Source organism: Brevundimonas pondensis, from assembly GCF_017487345.1.
Classification (GTDB): Bacteria; Pseudomonadota; Alphaproteobacteria; order Caulobacterales; family Caulobacteraceae; genus Brevundimonas; species Brevundimonas pondensis.
Genome location: NZ_CP062006.1, coordinates 867,726 through 891,856 on the forward strand (window position 1 = coordinate 867,726; position 24,131 = coordinate 891,856).

The window sequence follows — 24,131 nt, forward strand, 5'->3', positions numbered from 1 at the left end:
GTGGAGAACGATGACCGCTCTCAAGACGAAAACCCTGCTCGCGGTCGCCGCCAGCGCCCTGGCCCTCGCCGCGTGCGGCGGAGACGGCACCTCCGAACTGCAAAATCCCGGCAACACCGGCGGCAACCCGGGTACGGGCGGCGGCAACAATAACGGCGGCGGCAACAATGGCGGCGGCTCGACCGGCGCCTGCCCGACCCACCCGAACGTGACCAAGGTGACTGTCGGCACCGAAGAACACTGCCGTATCTCGGGCGAGATCACCACCAACCTGACCCTGACGGCCGGCCCGGCCTATCAGCTGAACGGGACGGTCAAGGTCGGCAAGGACGTCGGCTTCGACGGTCAGAAGGCCGGCGGCGTCGTCGCTGTCCTGTCGATCGATCCGGGCGTGAAGATCTACGCCGGCACCCGCACCTCGCAACTGGCCATCCAGCGGGGTTCGCGCATCAACGCCCAGGGCACCGCCGCCCAGCCCATCATCATGACCAGCGCCGACGCGCTCGGCTACGCCACGACCCTGGGTCTGGCCAACGCCCGTTCGCCGCTGGCCGCCGGCGTCCGCGACGACCCCTATTCGGGCGAGTGGGGCGGTCTGTCGCTGCTGGGACGCGGCGTGATCAACAACTGTCCGGCCGCTCCGGCCGTCTGCGAAGCTGAAGCGGAAGGCGGCTCGGGCCTCTACGGCGGCAATGTGCCGAATGACACTTCGGGTACGCTGAAATATGTCCGTGTCGAGTACGCCGGCGTGCGCTTCACCGAGACCAACGAACTGAACGCTATCGCCTTCTGGGGCGTCGGCTCGGGTACGACGGTCGACTATATCCAGGCCCACAACGGCGGCGACGACACGGTTGAGTTCTTCGGCGGTTCGGTCAACGCCAAGCACCTGGTGCTGACCGGCGCCGACGACGACAGTCTGGACTGGACCTTCGGCTGGAACGGCAAGGTGCAGCACGTGGTCATCGCTCAGAACCCCCTGCAGGCCGCCGGCGACGCCGGCTACGAGGCTGACAACAACGAGCTGGGCTTCGACATCACGCTGCGTTCGGCCCCGACCATCTCCAACGTGACCCTCGTGGGCAACACCACGGCCGGCGCCGGTCTGCGTCTGCGTCGCGGCACCGCCGGCAAGCTCTACAATCACGTGGTGTCGGGCAACTTCCAGCGTGGTCTGCGCATCGACGACGCCGCCACCTACGCGCAAGCCGACGCTGGCAATCTGTCGTTGCGCTCCTTCTACATCTCGGTCGCGACGCCCTTCCACAGCGCCCAGGCTCAGGCCGTCTTCGCCAAGGACGCCAATAGCCGCACAGGCGCCTCGACCCTGTCGTCCTACACCTCGGGCGGTCGAGCCTACATCAACGGCGTCAACGAGAATGCTGGCGTGTCGGTCGATCCGCGTACGGTCGACGCCTTCTTCGACGCCGCCCCCTACGTCGGCGCGGTCCGTGACTCGGCCTCCAACTGGACGCTGAACTGGACCCGTTGGCTGAACGACTAAGGGTCGCTTGATCCTTGAGCGGCGGGCGGCTGATCGGCCGCCCGCCGTCTTGCCTTTCCTCCTTCTCTCCGGCGCTCGCACCGAAGGACTTCTTGAGATGACGCCTACCCGCACGATCGGCCTCGCCGGCCTGCTCGCCAGCACGGTTCTGACCGCCCCCGCTATCGCCTGGGCCCAGGACGCCGCGCCCTCGGTCCCCGCGCCGCAGGACCCTGAAGCCGTCTCGACGGTCGAGGACATCGTCGTGCGCGGCCGCTTCGTGCCGGATGTGAAGCGCGAGACCTCGGCGGTCGCCAACATCCTGACCGAGGAAGACATCAAGCGCTCGGGCGACTCGGAGATCGGCGAGGCCCTGGCCCGCGTCACCGGCCTGTCCATCGTCGGTGACGGCTATGTCTATGTACGCGGTCTCGGCGACCGCTATTCCAGCATTGTGCTGGACGGCTCGACCCTGCCCAGCCCCGAGCCGCTGAAGCGGGTGGTGCCGCTGGATCTGTTCCCCACCTCGCTGGTGTCCAACGCCCAGATCCAGAAGACCTATTCAGCCCAGTATCCGGGCGAGTTCGGCGGCGGCCTGATCGCCCTGTCGACGCGCGCCATTCCCAATGAACGCTTCCTGTCCTTCGGCGCCTCGATCAGCGCCGAGACGGAGACGACCGGCAAGGAAGGCCTCTACTGGGACGCCGGCGGCAAGCTGTCGAACATCGGCATCGCCGACAACAGTCTGAACCTGCCCAAGTTCATCGCCATCGACCCCTCGCTGAAGTCCTTCGCCAACAACCCTGCCATGCTGCAGGCGGCGGGCCGTTCGCTGCGCAACATCTGGTCGATCGACGGCGACAAGAATCTGCCGGACTTCGGTTTCAACCTGTCGGGCGCGGAGATCATCGACCTGTCCAACGGCGTCCGTCTGGGCGGCTTCGTCGCCGTGGACTATGACTATCAGGTCCGCAACCGCGAAGGCGTGCGCAACTCCTTCGAGGTCAACGGCGGCGTAAACGACCAGATCAGCCCCGAGGCCTGCGCCGGCGCCGGCGGCCTGTCGAACGCTGTGGGTTGCGGCTTCCGCCGCACCGAACAGGAATACGCCCTCAACGCCCTGGGCGCCTTCGGTATCGAGTTCAACGAGAACCACGAGCTGAAGCTGACCACCCTGCTGCTGCGCAAGACGCGCCAGCAGGCCCTGATCGAGCGCGGCCTGTTCTCGGCCGACCCCGGCCTGATCCGCAGCTTCCAGCGCCTGAACTGGATCGAGCAGCAGATGAACTCGAACCAGCTGTCGGGCCGTCACGTCTTCATGCTGCCGATGGCGCTGGATCGGCTGCAGATCGACTGGCGCGCGGCCTATTCGACCGCCACGCGCGACACCCCCTATCGCCGTGAATATTCCTATCGTCTGGAGCCGGACAACGTCTTCCGTCTGACGCCGGGGTCGGATTCCAACCGCACCTTCTTCAGCGCCCTGGAAGACGAGAACAAGGAGTTCGGCCTCGACTTCACCCTGAACGGCATGATCGCCGATCGCGAGATCACCCTGAAGGCCGGCGGCCTGCATCAGGAGCGAGAGCGCGACTTCGCCAGCCGCCGCTACTCCTTCCAGCCCGCGGCGGGCGTGATCATTTCGCCCGAACTGCGCAGCTTCGTGCCGGAGATCATCTTCAGCCCGGACAATATCGGCGGCAACGCCGGTTACACCCTGCGCGACATCACCGATCCGTCGGACTTCTTCGACGCGACCATGGAGATCAACGCGGCCTACGCCTCGGCCGAGGTCGAAGTCATCAAGGACCTGCGCGTCACGGCGGGCGTTCGCTACGAGGACTCCGAGCAGCAGGTGAACAGCTTCATTCCGCTGGGCGAGACTGGCGCGGGCGATCCCATCAACGCCAACCTGGCCCAGGACTTCTGGTTGCCGACGGCGACGGCGACCTGGGAGTTCGCCGACAATATGCAGCTGCGCTTCGGCTACTCGAAGACGATCAACCGTCCCGACCTGCGCGAACTGGCCAACGCCCTGTTCCTGGACGACGATTCCAACACGCTTGAGCGCGGTAATCCGAACCTGAAGATCGCTGAGATCCAGAACTACGACCTGCGCTGGGAATGGTACTTCGGCCAGCGTCAGTCGGCCACCATCGGCCTGTTCTACAAGTCCTTCGACAACCCGATCGAGCGTACCTATCAGCCGATCGGCGAAGGCTTCGGCCGTTCGTTCCAGAACGCCCAGGAAGCCACGCTGAAGGGTGTCGAGGCCGAGATCGACTACACCCTGCCGATGGACGTCTGGGCCCCGAACCTGACCTGGTTCCAGGACAACGAGGTCTTCGTCGTCGCCAACGTCACCTGGTCGGATTCCGAAGTGAAGGACGCGGCCTATACTCGCGCTCTGCAAGGTCAGTCGGAATGGTTGGGCAATCTGCAGCTCGGCTTCGAGAACACCACGGCCCGCCGCCGCGCCACCTTGCTGGTCAACTATCAGGGCGAGCGGATTTCGGACGCCGGCATCATCACCGGCTCGACCCGTCTGCCGGACGTGATCGAAACCCCGCCGATCCTGCTGGATCTGGTCGCCAGCCAGACCTTCACGGTCGGCGGTCGCGATTATGATCTCGGCGCCAAGGTCGAAAACATCCTGGGCGAGGAGTATGAGCGCAGCCAGTCCTTCGCCAACGGCGGCAAGGGCGTGGTCGAGGGCTACAAGCTGGGCACCACCTTCTCGCTCAGCCTGTCCACGACCTTCTGATCCGCATACGGCGGCGTTGTCACGACAACGTCTCAAGCCCGTCATCGTGGCGTGAGGCTCTGACCCCGGCTGCTGGAGTAAGCAGCCGGGGTTCCCGTTTTCGGGGGTGTTCGGAGCGTCGGGCGTGATCGCACGGGTCGGGGAATGGGGGCGTCAGGCGCGCACGGTGATAGCCGCGCGGCCGGGGCGGATTCGTGCGGGCGTCGAGATCGCCTTGGTCGCCCTGCTGGCGGTGCAGGCCGGCCGTCTGGCCTGGATCTTCGTCTCGCCCGAGCCGGAAACGGCGGTCGCCGCCCGCGCCGAGGCCGCGCCCCTGGACGCCTCCATCTTCCAGCGTTTCGACGCCTTCTTCCGCACCGGCGACAAGAGCAGCCTGGCCGAGGCCGCCGGCGCTGACAGCGATTCCTTGCGCCTGTTCGGGGTGCGTGCGGGCGGCCCCGACGGCGGCTCGGCCATCATCGGCCTGCCCGACGGCCGCCAGGTCTCGGTCGGGGTGGGCGAGACCATTTCCGAGGGCCTGACCCTGGCCTCGGTGGGCGAGGACTTCGTCACCGTCTCGCGCGGCGGATCGGTCAGCCGACTGGTCTTCACCGAGACGCCCGCAGGCGCGGCCGCGCCGCCTCCGCCGCCCACAACCGCCCAGGTCATGACGCCGACCGGCGCGCCGGCCCCGGTCTCAGCTGCGGCCCCCGCCGCCGCGCCGACCGGGCCGGTGGTCGATCCGCAAAGGCTGATGGCTCAGGCCTCCTTGCGTCCGCGCATGGACGGGCTTCGCATCAAGGGCTTCACCCTGGCCGCGCGCGGCGATGGGGCGGCGTTGCGGGCGGCGGGGCTGCAATCCGGCGACGTCATCCTGGCCGTCAACGGGGCCGAACTGAACAGTCTGGAACGTCTGTCCGAACTGGGCGGCGACCTATCCGGCAGCAGCGCCGCCGAGATCCGCTTCGAGCGGAACGGCCGGGTGCAGACCACCACCATAAGGACCGGCCCGTGATGCGCCTTCACCGCTCTTTCGCCGCCGTCGCCCTGTCGGCCCTGATCGCCGTGCAAGGCCCGCTGCTGGCCTCGCCGGTTCTCGCCCAAGAGGGCGCGCGCCAGACCCTGAACGTCCAGGGCGCCGACATCCGCGCCTTCATCCAGGACGTGGCCCGGACCACGGGCCGCACCTTCATCGTCGATCCCGCCGTGACCGGAAACGTCACCGTGACCAGCCAGCGGGCGCTGAACCGCACCGAGCTGTTCGAGGTCTTCCTCTCGACGCTCCGCGCCAACGGCCTGGTGGTGACGCCGACCAGTTCCGGCGCCTATCGCATCAGCCCAGCCCAGGGCGCGGCGCAGGGACCGTCCACCGTGGGGTCTGAGCGCTTCTCGACCCAGGTCTTTCAGTTGCGCAATATCGACGCCGCCTCGGCCGCCGAGACCATCCGGCCTCTGGTGGGCGCCCAGGGGCAGGTCCTGGCCAACCCCAGCGGCAACAGCGTCGTGGTCGCCGACTTCGCTGACAACCTGAGCCGCATCCGCAGCCTGATTCAGCGCATCGACGTGGACCGGGCCGCCTTCGACGTAGTGACGCTGGAAAACTCTTCCGCCGCCGAGATCGCGGGCGTCCTGGCTCAGGTTCTGGCCCCGCCCGGCGGCCAGCCGGGGCAGGGGATGGTGTCGGTGACGCCTGTGGCCAGCTCCAACTCCGTCATCCTGCGCGGCGACCCCGCCGCCGTGGCGCGGGTGCGGCCTCTGGTCGAGGATCTGGACCGCCGCGCCCGCTCGGCGGACGACGTCAAGGTCGTCTTCCTGCAACACGCCAACGCCGAGCAGTTGCTGCCCGTGCTGCAACAGATCGTCGGCCAGCCGGTGACGGCTCCGGCTGCTGCGACGCCCGCCATTGTCCGTCCCGGAACCGGCGGCGGCGAGACCCCGGCGCCTCAGCCTGTTTCCGCTCCGGCCGCGCCGGCGCCCGGCCAGAAGGCCAGCATCGCCCGCTTCCCCGGCGCCAACGCCCTGGTCATCTCGGCGTCGGCCGACACCCAGCGGATGCTGGCCGAGGTCATCCGCCAGCTGGACAGCCGCCGTCAGCAGGTCCTGATCGAGGCCATCGTGGTCGAGCTGGGCGACACCGCCGTGCGCGAGCTGGGGGTGCAGTGGCTGCTGGCCGGATCGGACGGCAATCCCATCGGCCTGACCAACTATTCCGACCGCGCCGCGCCCCTGGTTCCGCTGGCGGGCGGGGCCGCCGCAGGTCAGCTGGACAAGGACGACCCGCTGCGCGAGCAGCTTCAGAACCTGGCCCTGAACAGCCTGCTGGGCGCCAACGGCTTCATCGGCGGGGGCGGCGGGCGCATCGGCTCGGACGGCCTGTTCGGCTTCATCATCAATGCGGCCAAGTCGGACGAGGGCTCCAACCTTCTCCAGACCCCGTCGCTGATGACGCTGGACAATGAGGAGGCCACCATCCTGGTCGGTCAGGAGGTGCCGATCACGACCGGCGAGGCTCTGCTGGACGGCAACTCCAACCCATTCCGCACGACCCAGCGTCAGGACATCGGGGTCAAGCTGATCGTCAAGCCGCAGATCAATGCGGGCGGCTCCATCACCCTGTTCCTGCGGCAGGAGGTGTCCAGCATCAACGGCGTCCTGACGCGCGGCGCGTCGGACCTGGTGCTGAACAAGCGTGAGCTGGAGACGACCCTGGTCGTGGACGACGGCGAGATCGCGGTCGCGGGCGGCCTGCTGGATCAGAATGACCGCCTGTCGATCGACAAGGTGCCGGGGCTGGGCGACGTGCCGGTGCTCGGCAACCTGTTCAAGTCGACCAGCCGCCAGCGCGGGCGCACCAATCTGATGGTCTTCATCCGCCCGACCATCGTCCGCACGCCGGGCGACGCTCAGCAACTGAGCGCCGACCGTTGGGGCTATATGCGCGGCGAGCAGCTGCGGTCGCAGCCGGGCGTCGAGCCCAGCCTGGACGAGATGCTGCGCGACTATATGCGGACACAGGCCCCGGTCGCGCCGCGCGCCATCGACAACCCGGCGCCGGGCGTGGCGGCCCCCGTGGGCGAGGTGACGATCAGCCCGCTGGCCCCCGCCGCCAACGCCGTCCCGCCACAGGGCTGAGGGCCATGATCACCCTGGTCAATCCGACCCTGCCCTATGGCTTCGCCAAACGGAACGGCGTCATCCTGCTGGACGCGGGCGACATCGCCGTGGTCGGCCTGCGCGACGGCGCCGACCCGCTGGCCCTGATCGAGACGCGCCGCGCCTTGGGGCGGCCCTTGCAGGTTCAGGCCATGGATCAGGCCGAGTTCGACCGCCGCCTGTCCGATGTCTATGCGGGCGACCTGAGCGCGGGCGATGAGCCCATGGACATGCCGTCGGGCCTCGACGGCCTGATCGAGGACCTGCCCGCCGCCGCCGACCTGCTGGACTCCGCCGACGACGCCCCGGTCATCCGCATGATCAACGGCATCATCGCCGAGGCCGTGCGCGCGGGCGCCTCGGACATCCATCTGGAGCCCTATGAGAGCGCCCTGATCGTGCGGATGCGGGTCGACGGGGTGCTGCGTGAAAGCCTCAGCCTGAACCCGCGCATCACGCCCCTGCTGGTGTCGCGCATCAAGGTCATGGCGCGGCTGGACATCGCCCAGAAGCGCGTGCCGCAGGATGGGCGCATCCCTCTGGCGCTCGGCGGCAAGACCCTGGACGTGCGCGTCTCGACCCTGCCGTCGCGGGCGGGCGAGCGGGTGGTGCTGCGGATTCTGGACAAGGATCAGGCGGGCCTGTCGCTGGACCAGCTGGGCATGGACGCCGAGGCGCACGACGCCTTCCGCACGGCCCTTCGCGAGCCGAACGGCGTCATCCTGGTCACCGGGCCGACCGGCTCGGGCAAGACGACCAGCCTCTACGCCGGTCTGTCGCTGCTCAATGACGCGACGCGCAACATCCTGACGGTCGAGGACCCGGTGGAATACGCCATCGACGGCGTCGGCCAGACTCAGGTCAATCCCAAGGTCGGCATGACCTTCGCGACGGGCCTGCGCGCCATCCTGCGCCAGGACCCGGACGTGGTCATGGTCGGCGAAATCCGCGACGTGGAGACGGCGGGCGTGGCCGTTCAGGCCTCGCTGACCGGGCATCTGGTCCTGTCCACCGTCCACACCAACGACGCCGCCGGGGCCGTGACGCGCCTGCGCGACATGGGGGTGGAGCCCTTCCTTCTGGCCTCGACCCTGCGGCTGATCGTGGCCCAGCGTCTGGTGCGGCGCCTGTGCGGGGAGTGCCGCCAGTCCGAGCCCGCCGACGCCGCCACCGCCCGCCTGTGCGGCGTGACCGAGGGCGCGACCGTCTGGCGGGCGCAGGGCTGCGGATCGTGCAACCACACCGGCTATGTCGGCCGCGTCGGCGTCTATGAGACGCTGAAGATCGACGACAAGGTCCGCCGCCTGATCGCCGCCGAGGCCGACGAGGAAGCCTTGATCAACGCCGCCTTCCCGCAGGGCGGAACTCTGTCGGATCGGGCGCGTGGCCTGGTGCTGGCGGGCGTCACCTCGGTTGAGGAGGCGGTGCGCGTCACCCGCCAGGAAACGCCCGAGGCGCATCCTTTGCCTGAGGCTGCGGCCTGATGCCCGCCTTCGACTACAGCGCCGTGGACGTTGCGGGCCGCACCGTCGCTGGCGTGCTGAGCGCGCCCGACGAGGCCGCCGCGCGCAAGACGCTGGAGCGCCGCCGCCTGATGCCCCTGTCGCTGAGCCGGGCCTCTGGCGCTGCTGCGACTGCGGAAAAGACCCCGCGCCGCAGCCGCAAGCTGTCGTCGCGCACCCTGGCCCTGACCACCCGCCAGCTGGCCACCCTGATCACCGTCGCCCCGGTGGACGAGGCCCTGCGCACCCTGATGCTGCAGGCCGAGAGGCCCGACGTGCGCCGCGTCCTGTCGGGCGTCCACGCCGGGGTGGTCGAGGGCCAGCGCCTGTCGGAAGCCATGGCCCGGCAGGGCGCGGCCTTTCCGCCCCTCTTTCGCGCCACCGTCGCGGCGGGCGAGGCGTCCGGCGCGCTCGGCCCCATTCTGGAGCGTCTGGCCGAGGGGCTGGAGCGCGACCAGCAGGTGCGCGGCAAGGTGATCACGGCCCTGGTCTATCCCGCCGTCCTGGCCCTGGTGGCTCTGGGCGTGGTGACGGCCCTGATGGTCTTCGTCGTGCCCAAGGTGGTGGATCAGTTCGACAGCATGAACCAGACCCTGCCCCTGCTGACGCGGGCGGTGATCGGGGTCTCGGACCTGATGCGCCACTGGGGCTGGTTGATCGCCCTGGTGCTAGCGGGCGGGATCGGCGGCTTCGTCGCCGGGATGAGGAATTCCGGCTTCCGCTTGGCGGTGGACCGGCGGATGCTGCGCCTGCCCGTCGTCGGGCGGCTGACGCGTGATCTGCACGGGGCGCGGATGGCGCGCACCCTGTCGACCATGATCGCGGCGGGCCTGCCGGTGCTGGAGGGGCTGACCATCACGGCCCGTACCGTGTCCAACCGGGCCCTGCGCGCCTCGACCGAGACCATGGCCGACGCCGTGCGCGAGGGCGGGGGCCTGTCCGCCGCCATGCGCCGCGCCGACGTCTTCCCGCCCATCCTGGTGCACATGACCGCGTCGGGCGAGGCCAGCGGTCGGCTGGAGCCGATGATGGAGCGCGCCGCCGACTATTTGGAACGCGAGTTCAGCGCCTTCACCGCCGTCATGCTCAGCTTCCTCGAGCCCGCGATCATCGTCGTCATGGGCGGCGTGGTCGCCCTGATCGTCCTGTCGATCCTTCTGCCCATCCTTCAGATCAACACCCTGGCGATGGGGTGAGACCGGAACCCGCCATGACCGAAATTCAGCCGCAACATTCCGCCGAGCCCGCCGCAACCGACAGCGCCTGCATCTGCGCTCAAGCAGCGAGCGACCGCGTCGCTCGCGATAGCGCCTCTTCGCGCAAAGCCCGTCAGGGCTTTACGCTCGTCGAGCTGATGGTCGTCATCGTCATCATCGGCCTGCTGGCCACGGTGGTGGCGATCAATGTCCTGCCGACCCAGGACAAGGCCATGATCGGCAAGGCGAGGGCCGACATCTCGACGCTGGAACAGGCCATTGAAACCTACCGCCTCGACAACCTGACCTTCCCTGACGCCCAGAGCGGCCTCAACGCCCTGACGTCGCCGCCCGCCGGTCTGGCCCGCCCCGAGCGCTATCGCGAGGGCGGCTATATCCGCCGCCTGCCGGAAGACCCCTGGGGCAACGCCTACCAGTACCGCCGCCCGTCCGCCCACGGCGGCCAGTTCGACGTCTTCTCCTTCGGCGCCGACGGCAAGGAAGGGGGCGAGGGCAATGACGCCGACATCGGCAACTGGCAGAGCTGAGGCGTTCGCCGCAACCCTATTGTCGCGCGCACGCAATCTCGCTCATGCAGCGAGCCGCCGCGCGACGAGCGATAGCGAAAAAGGCCAAGGTGGAGCCCGTCAGGGCTTCACCTTGGTTGAGCTGCTGATGGTCGTCGCCATCATGGGCCTGGCCGCCGCCGCCGTGGTGCTGGCCGTGCCGGACCCGCGCCCGCCCGTCGGCGACGAGGCCGAGCGCTTCGCCGCGCGGCTGGTCCGGGCGCGCGAGGAGGCCCTGCTGACCAATCGCGCCGTCGCGGTGGAGGCGACGACGACGGGCTATGCCTTTTCCAGCTTCGACGGCGTGCAGTGGTCGCCCCTGACGGACGGCCCGTTCGGAGAGGAACGCTGGGCCGAGGACACCGCCGCGCGGCCCGAGGGCCTGCCTGCGGATGCGCCCCTGCGCGTGGTCTTCGACCCGACCGGAGTAGCCGAAGCGGCGTCGCTCACCCTGTCGCGCGGCCCCCGCGCCGTGACCGTCGCCGTCGACGCGGCGGGCGAGGTGAAGGTCGATGGCTAGGCGATCCGGCTTCACTCTGATTGAGCTTCTGGTGGCGCTGGCGGTGTTCGCCCTGGCGGCTCTGGCCCTGCTGAACCTCGGCGGCGAGAACACGCGCTCGGCCGCGCGCGCCGAGACGCGGACCCTGGGCGGGATCGTGGCCGAGAACCTGGCGGTCGAAGCCATGACGGCCCAACCCGCACCGGCTCCGGGCGACAGCGACGGGAGCGAAGCCCTGGCCGGCCGCGACTGGCGCTGGACCCGCTCGGTTTCGGCCACCGACGACCCCGACATCCTGCGTATCGACATCCGCGTCTCCGATGACGAGGGGCAGGCGGCCGAGCGCGTCCTGTTCCGGGCGGTCGGGTCATGAAATCCCGTTCCGGCTTCACCCTGATCGAGGTGATGATCGCCCTGCTGATCTTCGCCCTGCTGGCGGCGGCGGGGGTGCTGGTGCTGAGCCAGAGCATCGACAACCGCTTCGTGGTCAAGGCTTCGACCGACCGCACCGCCGAGCTGCAGCGCCTGCGCGCGACCTTGCGCGCCGATCTGGGCCAGGCCGCGCCACGCCGCGTGCGCGCCGCCAACGGCCAGCCCGCGACCTCGCCCATCCTGGCCGCCGAGGCGCCCGGCGATCCCCTGCTGGTCCTGGTCCGCGCCGGGTGGAGCAACCCGGACGGCCGCCCGCGCGCCTCGCTGCAACGGGTCGAGTACCGGCTGGTCGAGGACCGGCTGGAACGAAGGATCTATCCCTATCTGGACGGCGCGCGGCCCGGCCCGCCGCAGGTGCTGTATCAAGGGGTTAGCGCGCCGACGCTGGCCTTCATCAGCGACGGCGCCGAGACGCCCCGCTTCCTGCCGTCGCCGGACCGGCCGCTGCCGGACGCGGTGCGGCTGGACCTGACGCTGGAGGGCTACGGCCCGGTGCGCCAGCTGTTCGTCGTCGGGGGCGGCCGATGAGGGCGCGTCTGAAGGATCTGCCCAGAGACAGGGAAGGCATGGCCCTGCTGACCGTTCTGCTGCTGGTGGCGGTGATGGCGGCGGTGGCGGTGCTGGTGCTGGACGACATCCGCTTCTCGGTGCGCCGGACGATGAACGCGGAAACCCAGAGTCAGGCCCAGTGGTATGCGGCGGGGGCCGAAGCCCTGGCGCGGCGTCAGATCAACCGCCTGCGCGACCTTGATCCGGTGAAGACGCCGATCCAGCCCGACTGGAACGGTCGGGTCCTCAGCTTCCCGGTGGAGGACGGGACCATCACCGCTCGCCTCAGCGACGGTCAGGCCTGTTTCAATCTGAACAGCGTGGTCGAGGGCCAGCTGGAGGTCTATGTCGCCCGACCTCTGGGCCTTCAGCAGTTCGTCGCCCTGGGCCGTGCCCTGAACCTGCCCGAGGGACGGATGCGCGCGATCGCCGACGCCCTGACCGACTGGATCGACACCGACACGACCCCGCGCGCGCAAGGAGGCGAGGACGCCGCCTATGCCGGTCAGACGCAGCCCTATCGCACCGCCGGGACCCTGTTGGCCGAGGTCAGCGAACTGCGCGCCGTGAAGGGCGTGGACGCCGCGACCTATGCGACCTTGCGGCCCTACCTCTGCGCCCTGCCGACCACGGACCTGTCGCCGATCAACCCCAACACCCTGAGGCCCGATCAGGCGCCGCTGCTGGTCATGCTGGCGGACGGCAAACTCAGTCTGGCCTCGGCCCGCGCCGCCATCGCCGCCCGGCCCGCCAGCGGCTGGAGCGACGCCAACGCCTTCCTGATGCAGGGGCCAATGGCGGGGGTGCAATTGTCGATCCCGGTGCAGGACCAGCTGACGGTCCTGACCCGCTTCTTCAACCTGCGCGTGGATGTGGAGTACGGCGGAAGCCGCGCCGTCCGCACCGCCCTGATCGAGCTGCCCCAGGCCGGTCCCGCGCGCACCGTCATCCAACGCTGGACCCTGGACGAATGAGCCGCATCCGATTGATCCTGATCCCGCCCTCGGCGGCCCTGCCGGCGTCCTGCCTGACGCTGGACGCGCAGGGAAACGTGTTGACGCGCGGCGTGGTCGAACTGGACGGGCAGCCGCCCGAGCCGATGCGGACCGTGGCCGTGGTTCCCGGCGCCGACGTCCTGATCCGCTGGTTGGACTTGCCGACGGGTAGTCCGGCCCAGGTGGCGGCGGCGGCCCTGCATGGGCTGCGCGACGACCTGGCGGCGCCCGCCGACCGACTGAGCGCGGCGCTGGGGCCGGTTCCGGCGCCGGGCGAGCGGCGGCTGGTCGCGGTGGCCAGTCGTTCGCTGCTGCAGGCCTGGGGCGACTATCTGTCGAGTCTTGGCCTGAAGGCCGACGTCATGATCCCCGACAGCCTGATCCTGCCGGAACCGGCCGAGGAGGGGGCGCTCAGCGCCGCTGTCTTCGGCGCCGATCTGGCCCTGCGCGGGCGTGAAATGGCGCTCAGCGTCCAGCCCGATCTGGCCGAGGCCGTGGCGGCGGGGCGCGTGCTGGAGCGCATCGGTCGCGCCGACGAGATCGAGCGCCTGCTGGCCTCGGCGGCGCTGAACCCGCCGATCAACCTGCTGGCGGGGGCGGGACGGCGGGTCGAGGCCGATCGGCGCGGGTGGAAGCGGGCCGCAGCCCTGGCGGCGGCGCTGGCGGTCTCGCCCTTGATCCTGACCCTCGCCTCCGCCGGGCATGACGAGTGGCGCGCCCGCAACGCCGAGCACCGCGCCGAAGCGGCTGCGCGAGGGGCCTTCCCGGACATCGAGGCGAACGCCGACGCTGTGGCCGAGGCTACGCGTCGTCTAGCCAAAGCGCCGCCGCCGGGCGGCGCGACGGCCGCCGCCGCCGCCCTGTTCGCCGCTGTCGAGAGCGTGGAGGGGGCCGAACTGGACAGTCTGACCGCTGGCGATGACGGCGTTCGAGCCACCGTCACCTATGCCGCCTATCAGGACCTCGACGCCCTGCAGCAGGCCATGGCCGGGCATGGCATGTCTCTGACCGATGAAAGCACCGTGGACGATCAGGGCAAGGTCGTCTCGGAAGTCCGCGTGGGAGGCGCCTGATGAACCGGATGATCCAGTCGATCGGCCTGTGGTGGAGCGGGCGCTCGGTGCGTGAGCAGGGGATGCTGGCGGTCATGGGCTTGCTGATCGTTGCGGTCCTGATCTGGCTGCTGATCGTGCGACCCGCCTTCGCCTGGCGCGAGGCCGCGGCGGAACGGCGGGGCGAGGCGACGGCCGGTCTGGCGCGGATCGAAGCCGGTCTGGCCAGCCGGGGGACGGCCCAGAAGAAGGCGGCCATGCCGCTGGCCGAGGTCGAGCAGGCGGCGCGCAGCACCGCCGAGGCGGCGGGCCTGGGCGTGACCCTGTCGGTAGACGAGACGGGCGGCATCGGGTTCGACGCGCCGGGCGTGACCTCGGCGGCTCTGTTCGACTGGCTGGCGAGCTTGAAGGCTGACTACGGTGTGGAAGTTCACGAACTGACGGTGATCGAAAACGCCGACGCGACGCTGGACGCGCAAGGATCGCTGAAAGGCTAGCGTGTGGGCATGCGGCTTCCTCGTCGATGGCTTCTGGGCTTGGTGGCGCTGATCGCGATTGTTCAAGCCGACGCCGGCCGGGCGGAGGCGGACGGCGCGCGAGAATTTGAACTGAGGGCCCAGCCGCTGGATCAGGCGCTGGCGGCCTTTTCAGTCTCGACCGGGTTGCAGATGCTCTATGATAGTTCGCTGGCTGCGGGACGCCGGTCGTCGCCGGTGTCGGGTCGGATGCGGTCGCGAGAAGCCCTGGCGCTGATGCTGGCCGGAACCGGCTTGACGGCGCGGTTCACTCCGGCAGGGGCGGTGGTGATCTACGCTGGATCGACCTCGGCGGTGACGCTTAACCCTATCACCGCGACGGCGGCGCCGATTATCGGCCGGTCAGGCGCGAACGCCGAGGCGCGCGCCTATGCGGAGGCGGTGCAGCGTCAGACGGTCGAGGCTCTGCGGCGGGATGCGGTGCTGTCTGGCGGCGACTATGCCCTGAGCGTGCGGCTGTGGGTGGCTGGAGACGGGGCGACGCGCCGGGTCGAAGTATTGAATGGTTCAGGCGAGGCGGGGCGCGACGCCGAATTTCTGACCCTGGCCTCGACGCTGCGGTTTCCGGCTCCGCCGCCGGATCTGCCGCAGCCGATGCGGATCGAGTTTCGCGTCCGTCAGCGTCACTGACATATCAGCGTCACCGTTCTGTCGCCGGTGTCGGTTTAGGGAGGCGGGGTTCCAGCGGCTCTGACGGCTCGGCCTCCATCCATGACGCGAAACTGGCTTCTTGGCGCGATGACGTCGGCGGCCCTGCATGGCGGGGCGGCGGCGGTTCTGCTGGCGTCATCGGCCATTCCGCAGGGTGTAGCGGCGCCCGAGACCCGGCCGCACGCGGTCAATGTCGAGCTGATCGACATGGCTCGCCGACAGGTCGGCGACAGCGACCGCACAGAAGTGTCCTCAAACGCGGCCGAGACCGCCAGCCCAAGCGCCGAAGCGCCGACCTTGCCCATGGCCGGAGAGGCTAAGGCGGCGCCGGCCCAGACGGCGAGCGGAGGCGCGGCGGCCATGCCGGCGGCGGCGGCTGATCCCGGCGCGGTGTCTGACTACTACCGGCGGGTCGAAAGCCATCTGGCGCGGTTTCATGCCTATCCCGCCTCGCTGACCAGCCCGCGTCCGACCGGAGTGGTGCGGGTCGGTCTGATCGTCCAGCGCGACGGGCGCGTCATGGACGCCTGGATCGAGACCAGCTCAGGGGTCGTGTCTCTGGATGAGGCGGCGCTGCAGACCCTGCAGCGCGCGGAACCCCTGCCGGGTCTGCCCGCGACCTTGCCGGGAGCGATCGATCTGATCGTGCCGTTGCGCTACGCCGCCTCGACGCGGAGCGCCGGCGTGCGAGTCGGCGAATGAGAGTGTCGGCATGGTGACGGACGCCGCCGCCCGCCTGCGTGGCCATCTGGTCGAGAAGTACGAGACCCTGCTGAGCGGTCTCAGCGCGCGGCTGGGCTCGCGCGAGATGGCGCGCGACGCGCTGCAGGACGCCTATGTGAAGCTGTCGAGCAGCGGACCTCAGGACGAGGTGCGTCATCCGACGGCCTATCTGTACCGCATGGCGCTGAACATCGCCGCCAATGCACGACGGCGCGACCGACGCCTGTTGGGTTTTGACGAGGTCGCGGCCTTGCTGGACGTGCCTGATGAGAACCCGGACCCGGCTACCGTGGCCGAGGCGCGGTCCGATCTGGCCACGGTCAAGGCGGCGATGGCGCGGATGCCCGCGCGGCGTCTGGCTATCTGCACCGCCGCCTGGCTGGATGGCCTGTCGACGGCCGAGATCGCAGAACGCCACGGCGTGGCCCAGCGCACGGTCCAGCACGAACTGAAACTGGCGACCGAGGCCTTGCAGAAGAATCTGGCTCAACCCAGGGTCATATCCTTGCGCCGTTCCGACGGTGGCGTGTCATGAATTACAGGAGCGCCCCGGAGGCCGGACATGAGCGGCGAGATCAGGACGTGAACGACGCGGTCGTCGAGCAGGCCCAGGACTGGGTGCGTCGCCTGATGTCAGGCGAGGCGACGCAGGACGACGCCCTGGACCTGGCGATCTGGCGTCAGGCGGATGCGCGCCACGAGCGCGCCTTTGTTCAGGCGGCGCGGTTGCACAAGGCGGCGCGACAGGCGGCTGCGGACCTACGCCGCGAGCAAGTCATGCAACCGGCCGCCCGACGGGGCATGAGCCGCCGCATGGTGGTGGGCGGCGCCATCGCCGCTTCGGCCGCCGGGGTCGCCGTCATGGCCGAGCGGTCGGGAACGACGCGCTTTGCGCCTGCGCCCGCCGACTTCACTACGGTCAAGGGCGAGACGCGGCGCGTTGAATTGACGGCGGGGGTCTCGGCCGAGCTGAACACCCTGACGCGGATCGCCCTGCGGCCGTCGGCGGGTGAGGGCGCCTTTGAACTGCTGACGGGGGAGGCGGTCGTGACCATCAACCGCCCCGACGCGCCCCTGTCGATCTTCGCCCGGGACGGCGAGACCACGGCGTCGCAAGCGCGGCTCGCGATGCGCTGTCTGGATGGTGAGGTGCGGGTTTCCTGTCTGGAAGGCGCGGCGCAGGTGCGCTCAGCCGGGCAGGCGGCGACGCTGTCGGCGCAGCACAGCGTCACCTATGATCAGAAGCAGATGCAGGCGCCGACGGCCATCGACCCGGAGGCCGAGGCGGCCTGGCGGCGCGGGCTGCTGGTCTTCCGCGACCAGCGCCTCGGCGACGTGATCGAGGAGATCAATCGCTATCGCACGGGGCGCATCGTCATCGCCGATCCGCGCCTGAGAAACCGCCGCGTCAACGGCGCCTTCCATACCGATCGCATCGATCAGGTCATTGACCAGATGCGGCTGGCCTATGGGGTTCGCGCCACGCGACTGCCCGGCGATGTTGTCCTCGTGGCCTGACGAAACAGCACATAAGCGACTGGAAAACGTCGCGAAATCTTCACGCTAAATCTTTGCGCCTGTGTCGGGCGCACGTGTCTCTCCCCTGACGACCAAGTGCGGGGCGTCGGTCGCCTCGGCGGCCGTCGCGTCACGGGGGATTGATGCTGGATTACAAGAGACATTGCGCGCTGAGAGGCGCGGCGAGCGCCTTGGCGCTGGCCGCTGTTCTGGCTGTTCACGCCTCGCCTGCGAAGGCGCAGGACGAGGCGAGCTTTGAGGTTCGCGCCTTTCAGGTGAAGGGCAACACCGTCCTGCCGCCAGAGGCGGTGGAGCGGGCGGTCTATCCCTTCATGGGGCCGGGCCGGACCTCGGACGACGTGGAGGCGGCGCGGGCGGCGCTTCAGGCCGCCTATGAAGCGCGCGGCTTCGTGGCCGTTTCCGTCTTCATTCCCGAGCAGTCGGTCGAAGGCGGCGTCCTGATGCTGGAGGTCGCCGAGCAGCCGATCGGTCAGGTGCTGGTCGAGGGCGCGAAGCGACCCGACGCCGTACGCGCCCAGGCGCCGTCGCTGACGCCCGGCCAGACGCCGAACCTTCCGGACTTCCAGCGCGACGTGGTGGCGCTGAACCAGAACCCCACGCGGCGGGTGACGCCGGAACTACGCGCGGGCGTGGCGCCGGGGACGCTGGACGTGGTGCTGGCGGTCGAGGAGACCTCGCCCTGGCATGGCTCGCTGGAGCTGAACAACTACTCCAGCGCCTCGACCACCCAGCTGCGGACGGCGGCGACCCTGCGTCACGACAACATGTGGGGGCGCGGCGACAGCCTCAGCCTGTCGGCCCAGACGGCGCCGGAACGGACCACGGACGGCACCGTCTATTCCGGCAACTATCTGATGCGCCTGGGCGTCGGCACGCAGCTGCTGGCCTACGCCGTCCATTCCGACAGCGACATCGCCGTGGTCGGCGGCACCAATGTCATCGGCAAGGGCGATCTGGCGGGGCTGCGTCTGATCCGGTCTCTGGGCGGCGGCGACGGCTTCTATCATTCGCTGACGCTCGGCTTCGACTGGAAGAGCTTCAAGGAAGACGTGATCCTGGGCGCGGACCGGGCCGCCGCGCCGATCGAGTACTTCCCGCTGATGGCCTCGTGGCGTGGCGACTGGAGCGGCGAGGCGCGGCGCAGCGACCTGACCTTCAGCGGCGTTCTGGGCGTGCGTGGGCTGGGCGACGACAAGTGGGCCTTTGACGCCAAGCGCTACAACGCCCGCCAGAGCTTCTTCACGGTCAAGGTCGATGCCTCCCACACCGAGGAACTGGTCCACGACCTGCAACTGATGGCCAAACTGTCGGCCCAGTGGACCGATCGTCCGCTGATCTCCAACGAGCAGTTCGGCATCGGCGGTTCGAACACGGTCCGGGCCTATCGCGAGAGCGAGGCCATGGGCGACTATGGCCTGGCCACCCAGCTGGAAATGCGCTCGCCGCCGTTGCTGGCCGACTGGCCGGGCGTGGACGAGCTGCGCCTCTACGGCTTCTGGGACGCCGGCTTCGTCGGCATCCACGATCCGCTGCCGGGCCAGAAGGGCGAGAACCTTCTGATGAGCGCCGGCGTCGGCGGGCGGCTGCGCCTCTTCCAGTACCTCAACGGGGCCGTCGATGTCGGCACGCCCCTGATTTCCATGCCGGGCCGCGATGCGGGCCTGGTTTCCGTTCGCTTCCGCATCTGGGGGGAATTCTGATGGCTTTGACGATGACCAAGAAGGGGCTGCTCGGCGGCCTCGCCGCCGCCGTGCTGATCGGGGCGGCAGCCCCGGCCGCCGCCGCGGGTTGGTGGCAGGCGGACTACGCCTATCGCACCAAGATCAATCTGAACGCCCAGGCGGCGGGCGTGACGGGCGAGGTGGCCCGCACCCCCGTCCTGATCCGCCTGCACACCGGCAATTTCGACTTCGCCGACGTCAAGGCGGACGGCTCGGACCTGCGCTTCGTGGCGGGCGACGACCGCACGCCGCTGGCCTTCCACATCGAGAAGTGGGCGCCCGCCGAGCAGCAGGCTCTGGTCTGGGTCGACGTGTCGAACCTGAAGCCCGGCGCCGCCTCGGCCATCTACGCCTACTACGGCAATGAAAAGGCCGAGCCCGGCCAGAACGCCGGCGCGACCTTCGGCGCCGACTACAGGCTGGTCTGGCACTTCGACGGCGCGGGCGCGCCGCAGGACGCCACCGCCAACGGCCTGAATGGCGTCGGCGGCGAAGGCCGCAATATGGGCGGCCTGATCGGCCAGAGCCTGACGCTGGACGGCGCCGCCGCCGTCTCGGTGCCCGCCGAAGCCTTCGCCCAGGGGCCGGTCTCGGTCAGCTTCTGGGTCAAGCCGGGTTCGGACGGTCAGCTGTTGGGCCTGCCGGGCCTCGGCCTGATCTCGGAAGGCGCGACCCTGTTCCTCGACGCCGCCGGTCAACGCAGCGCGGGCGCCGCCCTGCCGGCCGGAACCTGGGCCCACGTCGCCCTGGTCAACGACGGTCAAAAAACGAGCTTGTTCGTCAACGGCCAGCCGGCCGGCGAGGTCGCGGGCGCGCTGTCGGCTGGTCCCGCTGTTCTGGGTCAGGGCTTCACTGGCGAGATCGACGAGTTCCGCGTGGCGGGCGTCGCCCTGCCGCAGGCCGCCTTCCAACTGGCGGCCGCCAGCGAGGGGCAGGGCGCCAAGCTGCTGACCTTCGACACGGCCGAACAGACCGAGAGCGGCGGGCACAACTATTTCGGCATCCTGTTCAAGGCGCTGACGGTCGATGCCTGGGTGGTCATCATCATCCTGGGCTTCATGCTGGCCCTGGCCATCTGGGTCATGATCTCCAAGGGGCTGACGCTGGGCCGCACCACGCGCGCCAACGAAGAGTTCCTGGACGTCTATCGCCAGTCGGCTCGGGCTTCGAACGGACACGACGGCCTCGGCGCCCTGCCGCCGGCCCTGACCGAGCATTCGCCGCTGGCGCGTCTCTACCAGATCGGTCGTCACGAACTGGGCATGCGTCTGGCCGAGGGCAAGGCGTCGGGCAGCCGCTTCGCCATCCGTCCGCAGTCGATCGCCGCCATCCGTTCGGCCCTCGACGCTGGTCAGGTGCGTGAGAGCCAGAAGCTGAACAAGTGGATGGTGCTGCTGACCATCGCCATCTCGGGCGGACCCTTCATCGGCCTGCTTGGCACGGTTCTGGGCGTCATGATCACCTTCGCCTCGGTGGCGGCGGCGGGCGAGGTCAACATTAACGCCATCGCCCCCGGCATCGCCGCGGCCCTGCTGGCCACCGTCGCCGGTCTGGCCGTCGCGATCCCCGCCCTGTTTGGCTACAACTACCTGCTGAGCCGGGTCGAGGACGTCACCGCCGACAACCAGATCTTCGTCGACGAGCTGGAAAAGCGCATCGCCGAAACCTGGCAGGACGCCCCTGCCGCCGCCCTTGCGGCGGAATAGGGGAGCGCTGACCCATGCAGGTTCAGGGCAAGAAACCCTATAACGAGATCAACATCACGCCTCTGGTCGACCTGACCTTCGTGCTGCTGATCATCTTCATCTTGCTGACCACGGCGGCGGTGCAGGGCATCAAGGTCGACCTGCCGTCGGCCTCGGCCTCCCAGGTGCTGGACCAGCCCAAGTCGCGGGTTATCGCGGTCGCCAACGACGGCACGGTGTCGATCGATGCCGTTCCGGTCTCGATGGCCGAGCTGGAGCAGGAGCTGCGCGCCTCCATCGCCTCGACGCCGGACCTTCCGGTGATCCTGCGCGGCGACCGGGCGGTGCAGTACGACCAGATCATCCAGGTGCTGGACCTGTGCTCCAAGGTCGGCGTCGGCAGCCTGGGCATGGCCTCGACCCGCCCGCCCGGCGGGGGAGCCTGAGCGCCATGACCTACGCCTTCATGGCGGATGATCCGCCGCCGCCGCGTCGTCGGCGCAGGATCAACTGGCCGGTGGTCGGGGCGGTCGCGGTGCTGGCCGCTGTCCTGGCCGCCACCTTCCTGCGGCCCGCCTCGGTCAGCGAGCGTCAGCGCGAGGACAAGACGGTGCGGGTGGTCCTGCCGCCCCCGCCGCCTCCGCCGCCGCCGCCCGAAGTCGCGCAAGAGAAGCCGCCCGAGCCCACGCCGACCCCGATGGATCAGCCGGTCGAGGACACCCCGCCGCCGCCGGACGCGCCGTCCGAACCGACGGTCGGAGACAGCGCCCTGACCGCCCGCGAAGGGGCCGGGCCGTCCAACTACGGTCTGGCGCGCGGCGACGGCTCGGGGACCCGCATCGGCGGGCGTCCCGGCGGCGGCGACGGCGGCTTCGGCGCCTATGGCGAACTGACCCGTCGCGAGGTGACCCAGGCCGTCCAGGGCGAGCGCGACCTCAGTCGGGGCCGCTACTCCGCCCAGCTGGCGGTCACGGTCGACACGGAAGGCCGGATCACCTCGGTCCGTCTGCTGCGCGGTACTGGCGACGCCCGCCGCGACGCCGCCCTGCAACGCGCCCTGACCGGCCTGAGACTTTCCCGCCGCCCGCCCGACGGTCTGCCCGTCATGCGTATCGAACTGAACGCCCGAAGCGGCGCCTGACCTTCCTGGGGATTATCGTAATGAACCGTCCTAACCGCCTGAAACCGGCTCTGATGGCCTGCGCCGCAGGCCTCAGTCTGCTCGCCGCCCAGCCGGCCTTCGCCCAGGCCGTCGACTCCGCCAAACTGCTGGAGCTGATGGTCGCCAAGGGTCTGGTCACCCGCGAGGAGGCCGACGGCCTTCTGGCGCAAGCCACCGTGGCGCCGACGCCCGCGCCCATCCCGGCCGGCGGCGTGGCCAACGGGGTGCAGACCATCCCCTATATCCCGCAGGTCGTCCGCGATCAGATCAAGGAAGAGCTGCGCGCCGAGCTGAGCACCCAGGCCCAGGCGCAGGGCTGGTCGGCGCCTGGCCAGACGCCGGAATGGACGCGCGGCATCACCCTGTCGGGCGACATTCGCGTGCGCGGCGAAGGCGTCTTTATGGACGACAATAACGCCGACATCTTTGTCGACTACGGCGCGATCAACGCTGGCGGCGGCCAGAACATCAACGACAAGACGCCCGGCTATGTCGGCCCGCCTTACCTCAACACCCTCGAAGACCGCCAGCGCGCTCGCATCCGCGCCCGCTTCGGCCTGAAGGCCCAGATCGACAGCTGGATCTCGGCGGAAGTGCGCGTCGCCACCGGCAACGACACCTCGCCGGTCTCGACCAACCAGACGCTGGGCGGCGGCGACGAGTTCGGCAAGTACGCCCTGTGGCTGGACCGCGCGGCCATCCGCCTGACCCCGGTGAAGGACGTGGCCCTGGACTTCGGCCGTTTCGCCAATCCGTTCTGGACCGGCGACCTGATCTTCGACGACGACATCAACTTCGACGGCGTGGCCGTGTCGGCGCGTCATGCCCTGAACCCCGCGTTCGCTGTCTTCGGCACGGCCGGCGCCTTCCCCATCTTCAACACCGATTTCAACTTCGGCTCGCGCAACGCGCCGGAGGGCAAGGGCGGTCCGTTCGAGAGCCGGGACAAGTACCTGCTGGCCGCCCAGCTGGGTCTGGACTGGACGCCGCGCGACGACATGCGGGTGCGCGCCGCCGTCGGCTATTTCAACTTTGACGGCGTCGAGGGCGAGGTCTCCAGCCCCTGCCAGTTCTACGAAGTCGCCTGCGACACGGACCCGACGCGTCCGCAGTTCCAGCAGTTCGGCAACACCATGTTCCCGATCCGCAATGTGGTCGCCGATCCGCTGAACCCGATCACCAGCCCTGAGAACCAGTATTTCGGTCTGGCCTCGGCCTATGAGGTGCTGAACGTCCGCGCCAGCCTGGACTTCAACGCCTTCGACGGCGTCGGCTTCCGCATCGAGGGCGACTATGTCGAGAACCTCGGTATCGACGACGCCCTGATGCGTCTGCGGGCGGTCAACAACCTCGGCCCATCGACCACCATCCCGGACCCGACCAACACCAACGGCACGGTCACGCTGCCCGGGGTCTGGGATGGCGGGTCGTCGGGCTGGTCGCTGAAGCTGACGGCGGGCAGGCTGGACCTGGCCTCGCGCGGCGATTGGAACGTGCATGCTGGGTATCGCCGTCTGGAATCCGATGCGGTGCTGGACGCCTTCACCGACAGCGATTTCCACCTGGGCGGCACCAACTCGCAGGGCTGGATGGTCGGCGGCGCCTACGCCATCGGCAAGAACACCGCCGCCAGCGCCCGTTGGCTGTCGGGCGAGGAGATCGCGGGCGCGCCCCTGTCGGCGGATCGCCTGCTGATCGACTTGTTGACCCGGTTCTGATCCGCGCCATGACGACGGTCTTCGCCCTTCTGCGTTCGCCCCTTCGCCCCGTCGCTTGCGGCGGGTCGGAGACGCGCGACCGGACGGACGCCGTCGTCAGGTGCAACCGGTTCGTCGTCTCGCCTGGTTCTCGCCCGTCCCGGGGCGAGGCGACGCGGGCGGACCGTTTCGGCCCATCCCCGGTCGGAGCGGTCCGCTTCCTTCTTCCTCTTCTGCTGGCGTCTTG

Annotated in this window: 22 protein-coding genes; all 22 read left to right on the forward strand. The window is 69.5% G+C overall.

The annotated features are described in order from the left end of the window. The first annotated feature begins 10 nt into the window (after window positions 1–10). A complete protein-coding gene (locus IFE19_RS04490; protein WP_207826069.1) occupies window positions 11–1,504 on the forward strand; it encodes a hypothetical protein in 1,494 nt (497 codons plus the stop codon). Between the two features lie 97 nt (window positions 1,505–1,601). Beyond that, entirely contained in the window at window positions 1,602–4,247 is a 2,646-nt protein-coding gene (locus IFE19_RS04495; protein ID WP_207826070.1) for a TonB-dependent receptor domain-containing protein, read from the forward strand. Between the two features lie 124 nt (window positions 4,248–4,371). Beyond that, window positions 4,372–5,241 (forward strand): type II secretion system protein N, encoded by an 870-nt coding sequence (locus tag IFE19_RS04500; RefSeq protein ID WP_225910400.1) that lies wholly within the window; start codon window positions 4,372–4,374, stop codon window positions 5,239–5,241. After that, complete coding sequence (gene gspD, locus IFE19_RS04505) at window positions 5,241–7,358, forward strand: type II secretion system secretin GspD (protein ID WP_207827408.1); 2,118 nt, start codon at window positions 5,241–5,243, stop codon at window positions 7,356–7,358. The genes IFE19_RS04500 and gspD overlap by 1 nt, the downstream gene beginning before the upstream one ends. Before the next feature lie 5 nt (window positions 7,359–7,363). Continuing rightward, window positions 7,364–8,863, forward strand: coding sequence for a type II secretion system ATPase GspE (gene gspE / locus IFE19_RS04510; RefSeq protein ID WP_207826071.1), 1,500 nt, complete (start codon window positions 7,364–7,366; stop codon window positions 8,861–8,863). Next, window positions 8,863–10,077: a type II secretion system inner membrane protein GspF gene (gspF, locus tag IFE19_RS04515; protein WP_207826072.1), complete on the forward strand. Its 1,215-nt coding sequence runs from the start codon at window positions 8,863–8,865 to the stop codon at window positions 10,075–10,077. Before gspE ends, gspF begins: the two co-directional genes overlap by 1 nt. Before the next feature lie 14 nt (window positions 10,078–10,091). Further along, entirely contained in the window at window positions 10,092–10,625 is a 534-nt protein-coding gene (gene gspG / locus IFE19_RS04520; protein ID WP_207826073.1) for a type II secretion system major pseudopilin GspG, read from the forward strand. A 112-nt stretch (window positions 10,626–10,737) separates the two neighbouring features. Beyond that, window positions 10,738–11,163 carry a GspH/FimT family pseudopilin gene (locus tag IFE19_RS04525; RefSeq protein ID WP_263972814.1) on the forward strand — a complete coding sequence of 142 codons (426 nt, stop codon included), beginning with the start codon at window positions 10,738–10,740 and terminating at the stop codon, window positions 11,161–11,163. Beyond that, window positions 11,156–11,515 (forward strand): type II secretion system minor pseudopilin GspI, encoded by a 360-nt coding sequence (gspI, locus tag IFE19_RS04530; RefSeq protein ID WP_207826075.1) that lies wholly within the window; start codon window positions 11,156–11,158, stop codon window positions 11,513–11,515. Before IFE19_RS04525 ends, gspI begins: the two co-directional genes overlap by 8 nt. Further along, window positions 11,512–12,102, forward strand: a complete 591-nt coding sequence (gspJ, locus tag IFE19_RS04535) for a type II secretion system minor pseudopilin GspJ (RefSeq protein WP_207826077.1) — start codon at window positions 11,512–11,514, stop codon at window positions 12,100–12,102. Before gspI ends, gspJ begins: the two co-directional genes overlap by 4 nt. A gap of 38 nt (window positions 12,103–12,140) precedes the next feature. Then, window positions 12,141–13,097, forward strand: coding sequence for a type II secretion system minor pseudopilin GspK (gene gspK / locus IFE19_RS04540; protein ID WP_207826079.1), 957 nt, complete (start codon window positions 12,141–12,143; stop codon window positions 13,095–13,097). After that, window positions 13,094–14,191: a type II secretion system protein GspL gene (gene gspL, locus IFE19_RS04545; RefSeq protein ID WP_207826080.1), complete on the forward strand. Its 1,098-nt coding sequence runs from the start codon at window positions 13,094–13,096 to the stop codon at window positions 14,189–14,191. Before gspK ends, gspL begins: the two co-directional genes overlap by 4 nt. Next, the gene (gene gspM, locus IFE19_RS04550; RefSeq protein WP_207826082.1) at window positions 14,191–14,667 is read left to right on the forward strand and encodes a type II secretion system protein GspM; all 477 of its coding nucleotides are present in this window, start codon (window positions 14,191–14,193) and stop codon (window positions 14,665–14,667) included. Before gspL ends, gspM begins: the two co-directional genes overlap by 1 nt. 9 nt (window positions 14,668–14,676) lie before the next feature. Beyond that, a complete protein-coding gene (locus tag IFE19_RS04555) occupies window positions 14,677–15,336 on the forward strand; it encodes an STN domain-containing protein (RefSeq protein WP_207826089.1) in 660 nt (219 codons plus the stop codon). A 108-nt stretch (window positions 15,337–15,444) separates the two neighbouring features. Beyond that, entirely contained in the window at window positions 15,445–16,059 is a 615-nt protein-coding gene (locus IFE19_RS04560; protein WP_207826091.1) for an energy transducer TonB family protein, read from the forward strand. Between the two features lie 10 nt (window positions 16,060–16,069). Next, entirely contained in the window at window positions 16,070–16,615 is a 546-nt protein-coding gene (locus IFE19_RS04565) for an RNA polymerase sigma factor (RefSeq protein WP_207826092.1), read from the forward strand. Between the two features lie 47 nt (window positions 16,616–16,662). Further along, window positions 16,663–17,598 (forward strand): FecR family protein, encoded by a 936-nt coding sequence (locus tag IFE19_RS04570; protein WP_207826094.1) that lies wholly within the window; start codon window positions 16,663–16,665, stop codon window positions 17,596–17,598. A gap of 191 nt (window positions 17,599–17,789) precedes the next feature. Continuing rightward, window positions 17,790–19,319, forward strand: a complete 1,530-nt coding sequence (locus tag IFE19_RS04575) for a ShlB/FhaC/HecB family hemolysin secretion/activation protein (protein ID WP_225910401.1) — start codon at window positions 17,790–17,792, stop codon at window positions 19,317–19,319. Beyond that, window positions 19,319–21,046 (forward strand): DUF2341 domain-containing protein, encoded by a 1,728-nt coding sequence (locus IFE19_RS04580; protein ID WP_225910402.1) that lies wholly within the window; start codon window positions 19,319–19,321, stop codon window positions 21,044–21,046. The genes IFE19_RS04575 and IFE19_RS04580 overlap by 1 nt, the downstream gene beginning before the upstream one ends. 14 nt (window positions 21,047–21,060) lie before the next feature. After that, window positions 21,061–21,471, forward strand: coding sequence for an ExbD/TolR family protein (locus IFE19_RS04585; RefSeq protein WP_207826101.1), 411 nt, complete (start codon window positions 21,061–21,063; stop codon window positions 21,469–21,471). A 5-nt stretch (window positions 21,472–21,476) separates the two neighbouring features. After that, window positions 21,477–22,166, forward strand: a complete 690-nt coding sequence (locus tag IFE19_RS17835; RefSeq protein WP_207826103.1) for a TonB C-terminal domain-containing protein — start codon at window positions 21,477–21,479, stop codon at window positions 22,164–22,166. A 20-nt stretch (window positions 22,167–22,186) separates the two neighbouring features. Then, entirely contained in the window at window positions 22,187–23,905 is a 1,719-nt protein-coding gene (locus IFE19_RS04595) for a putative porin (RefSeq protein WP_207826105.1), read from the forward strand. The last annotated feature ends 226 nt before the right edge of the window (window positions 23,906–24,131 follow it).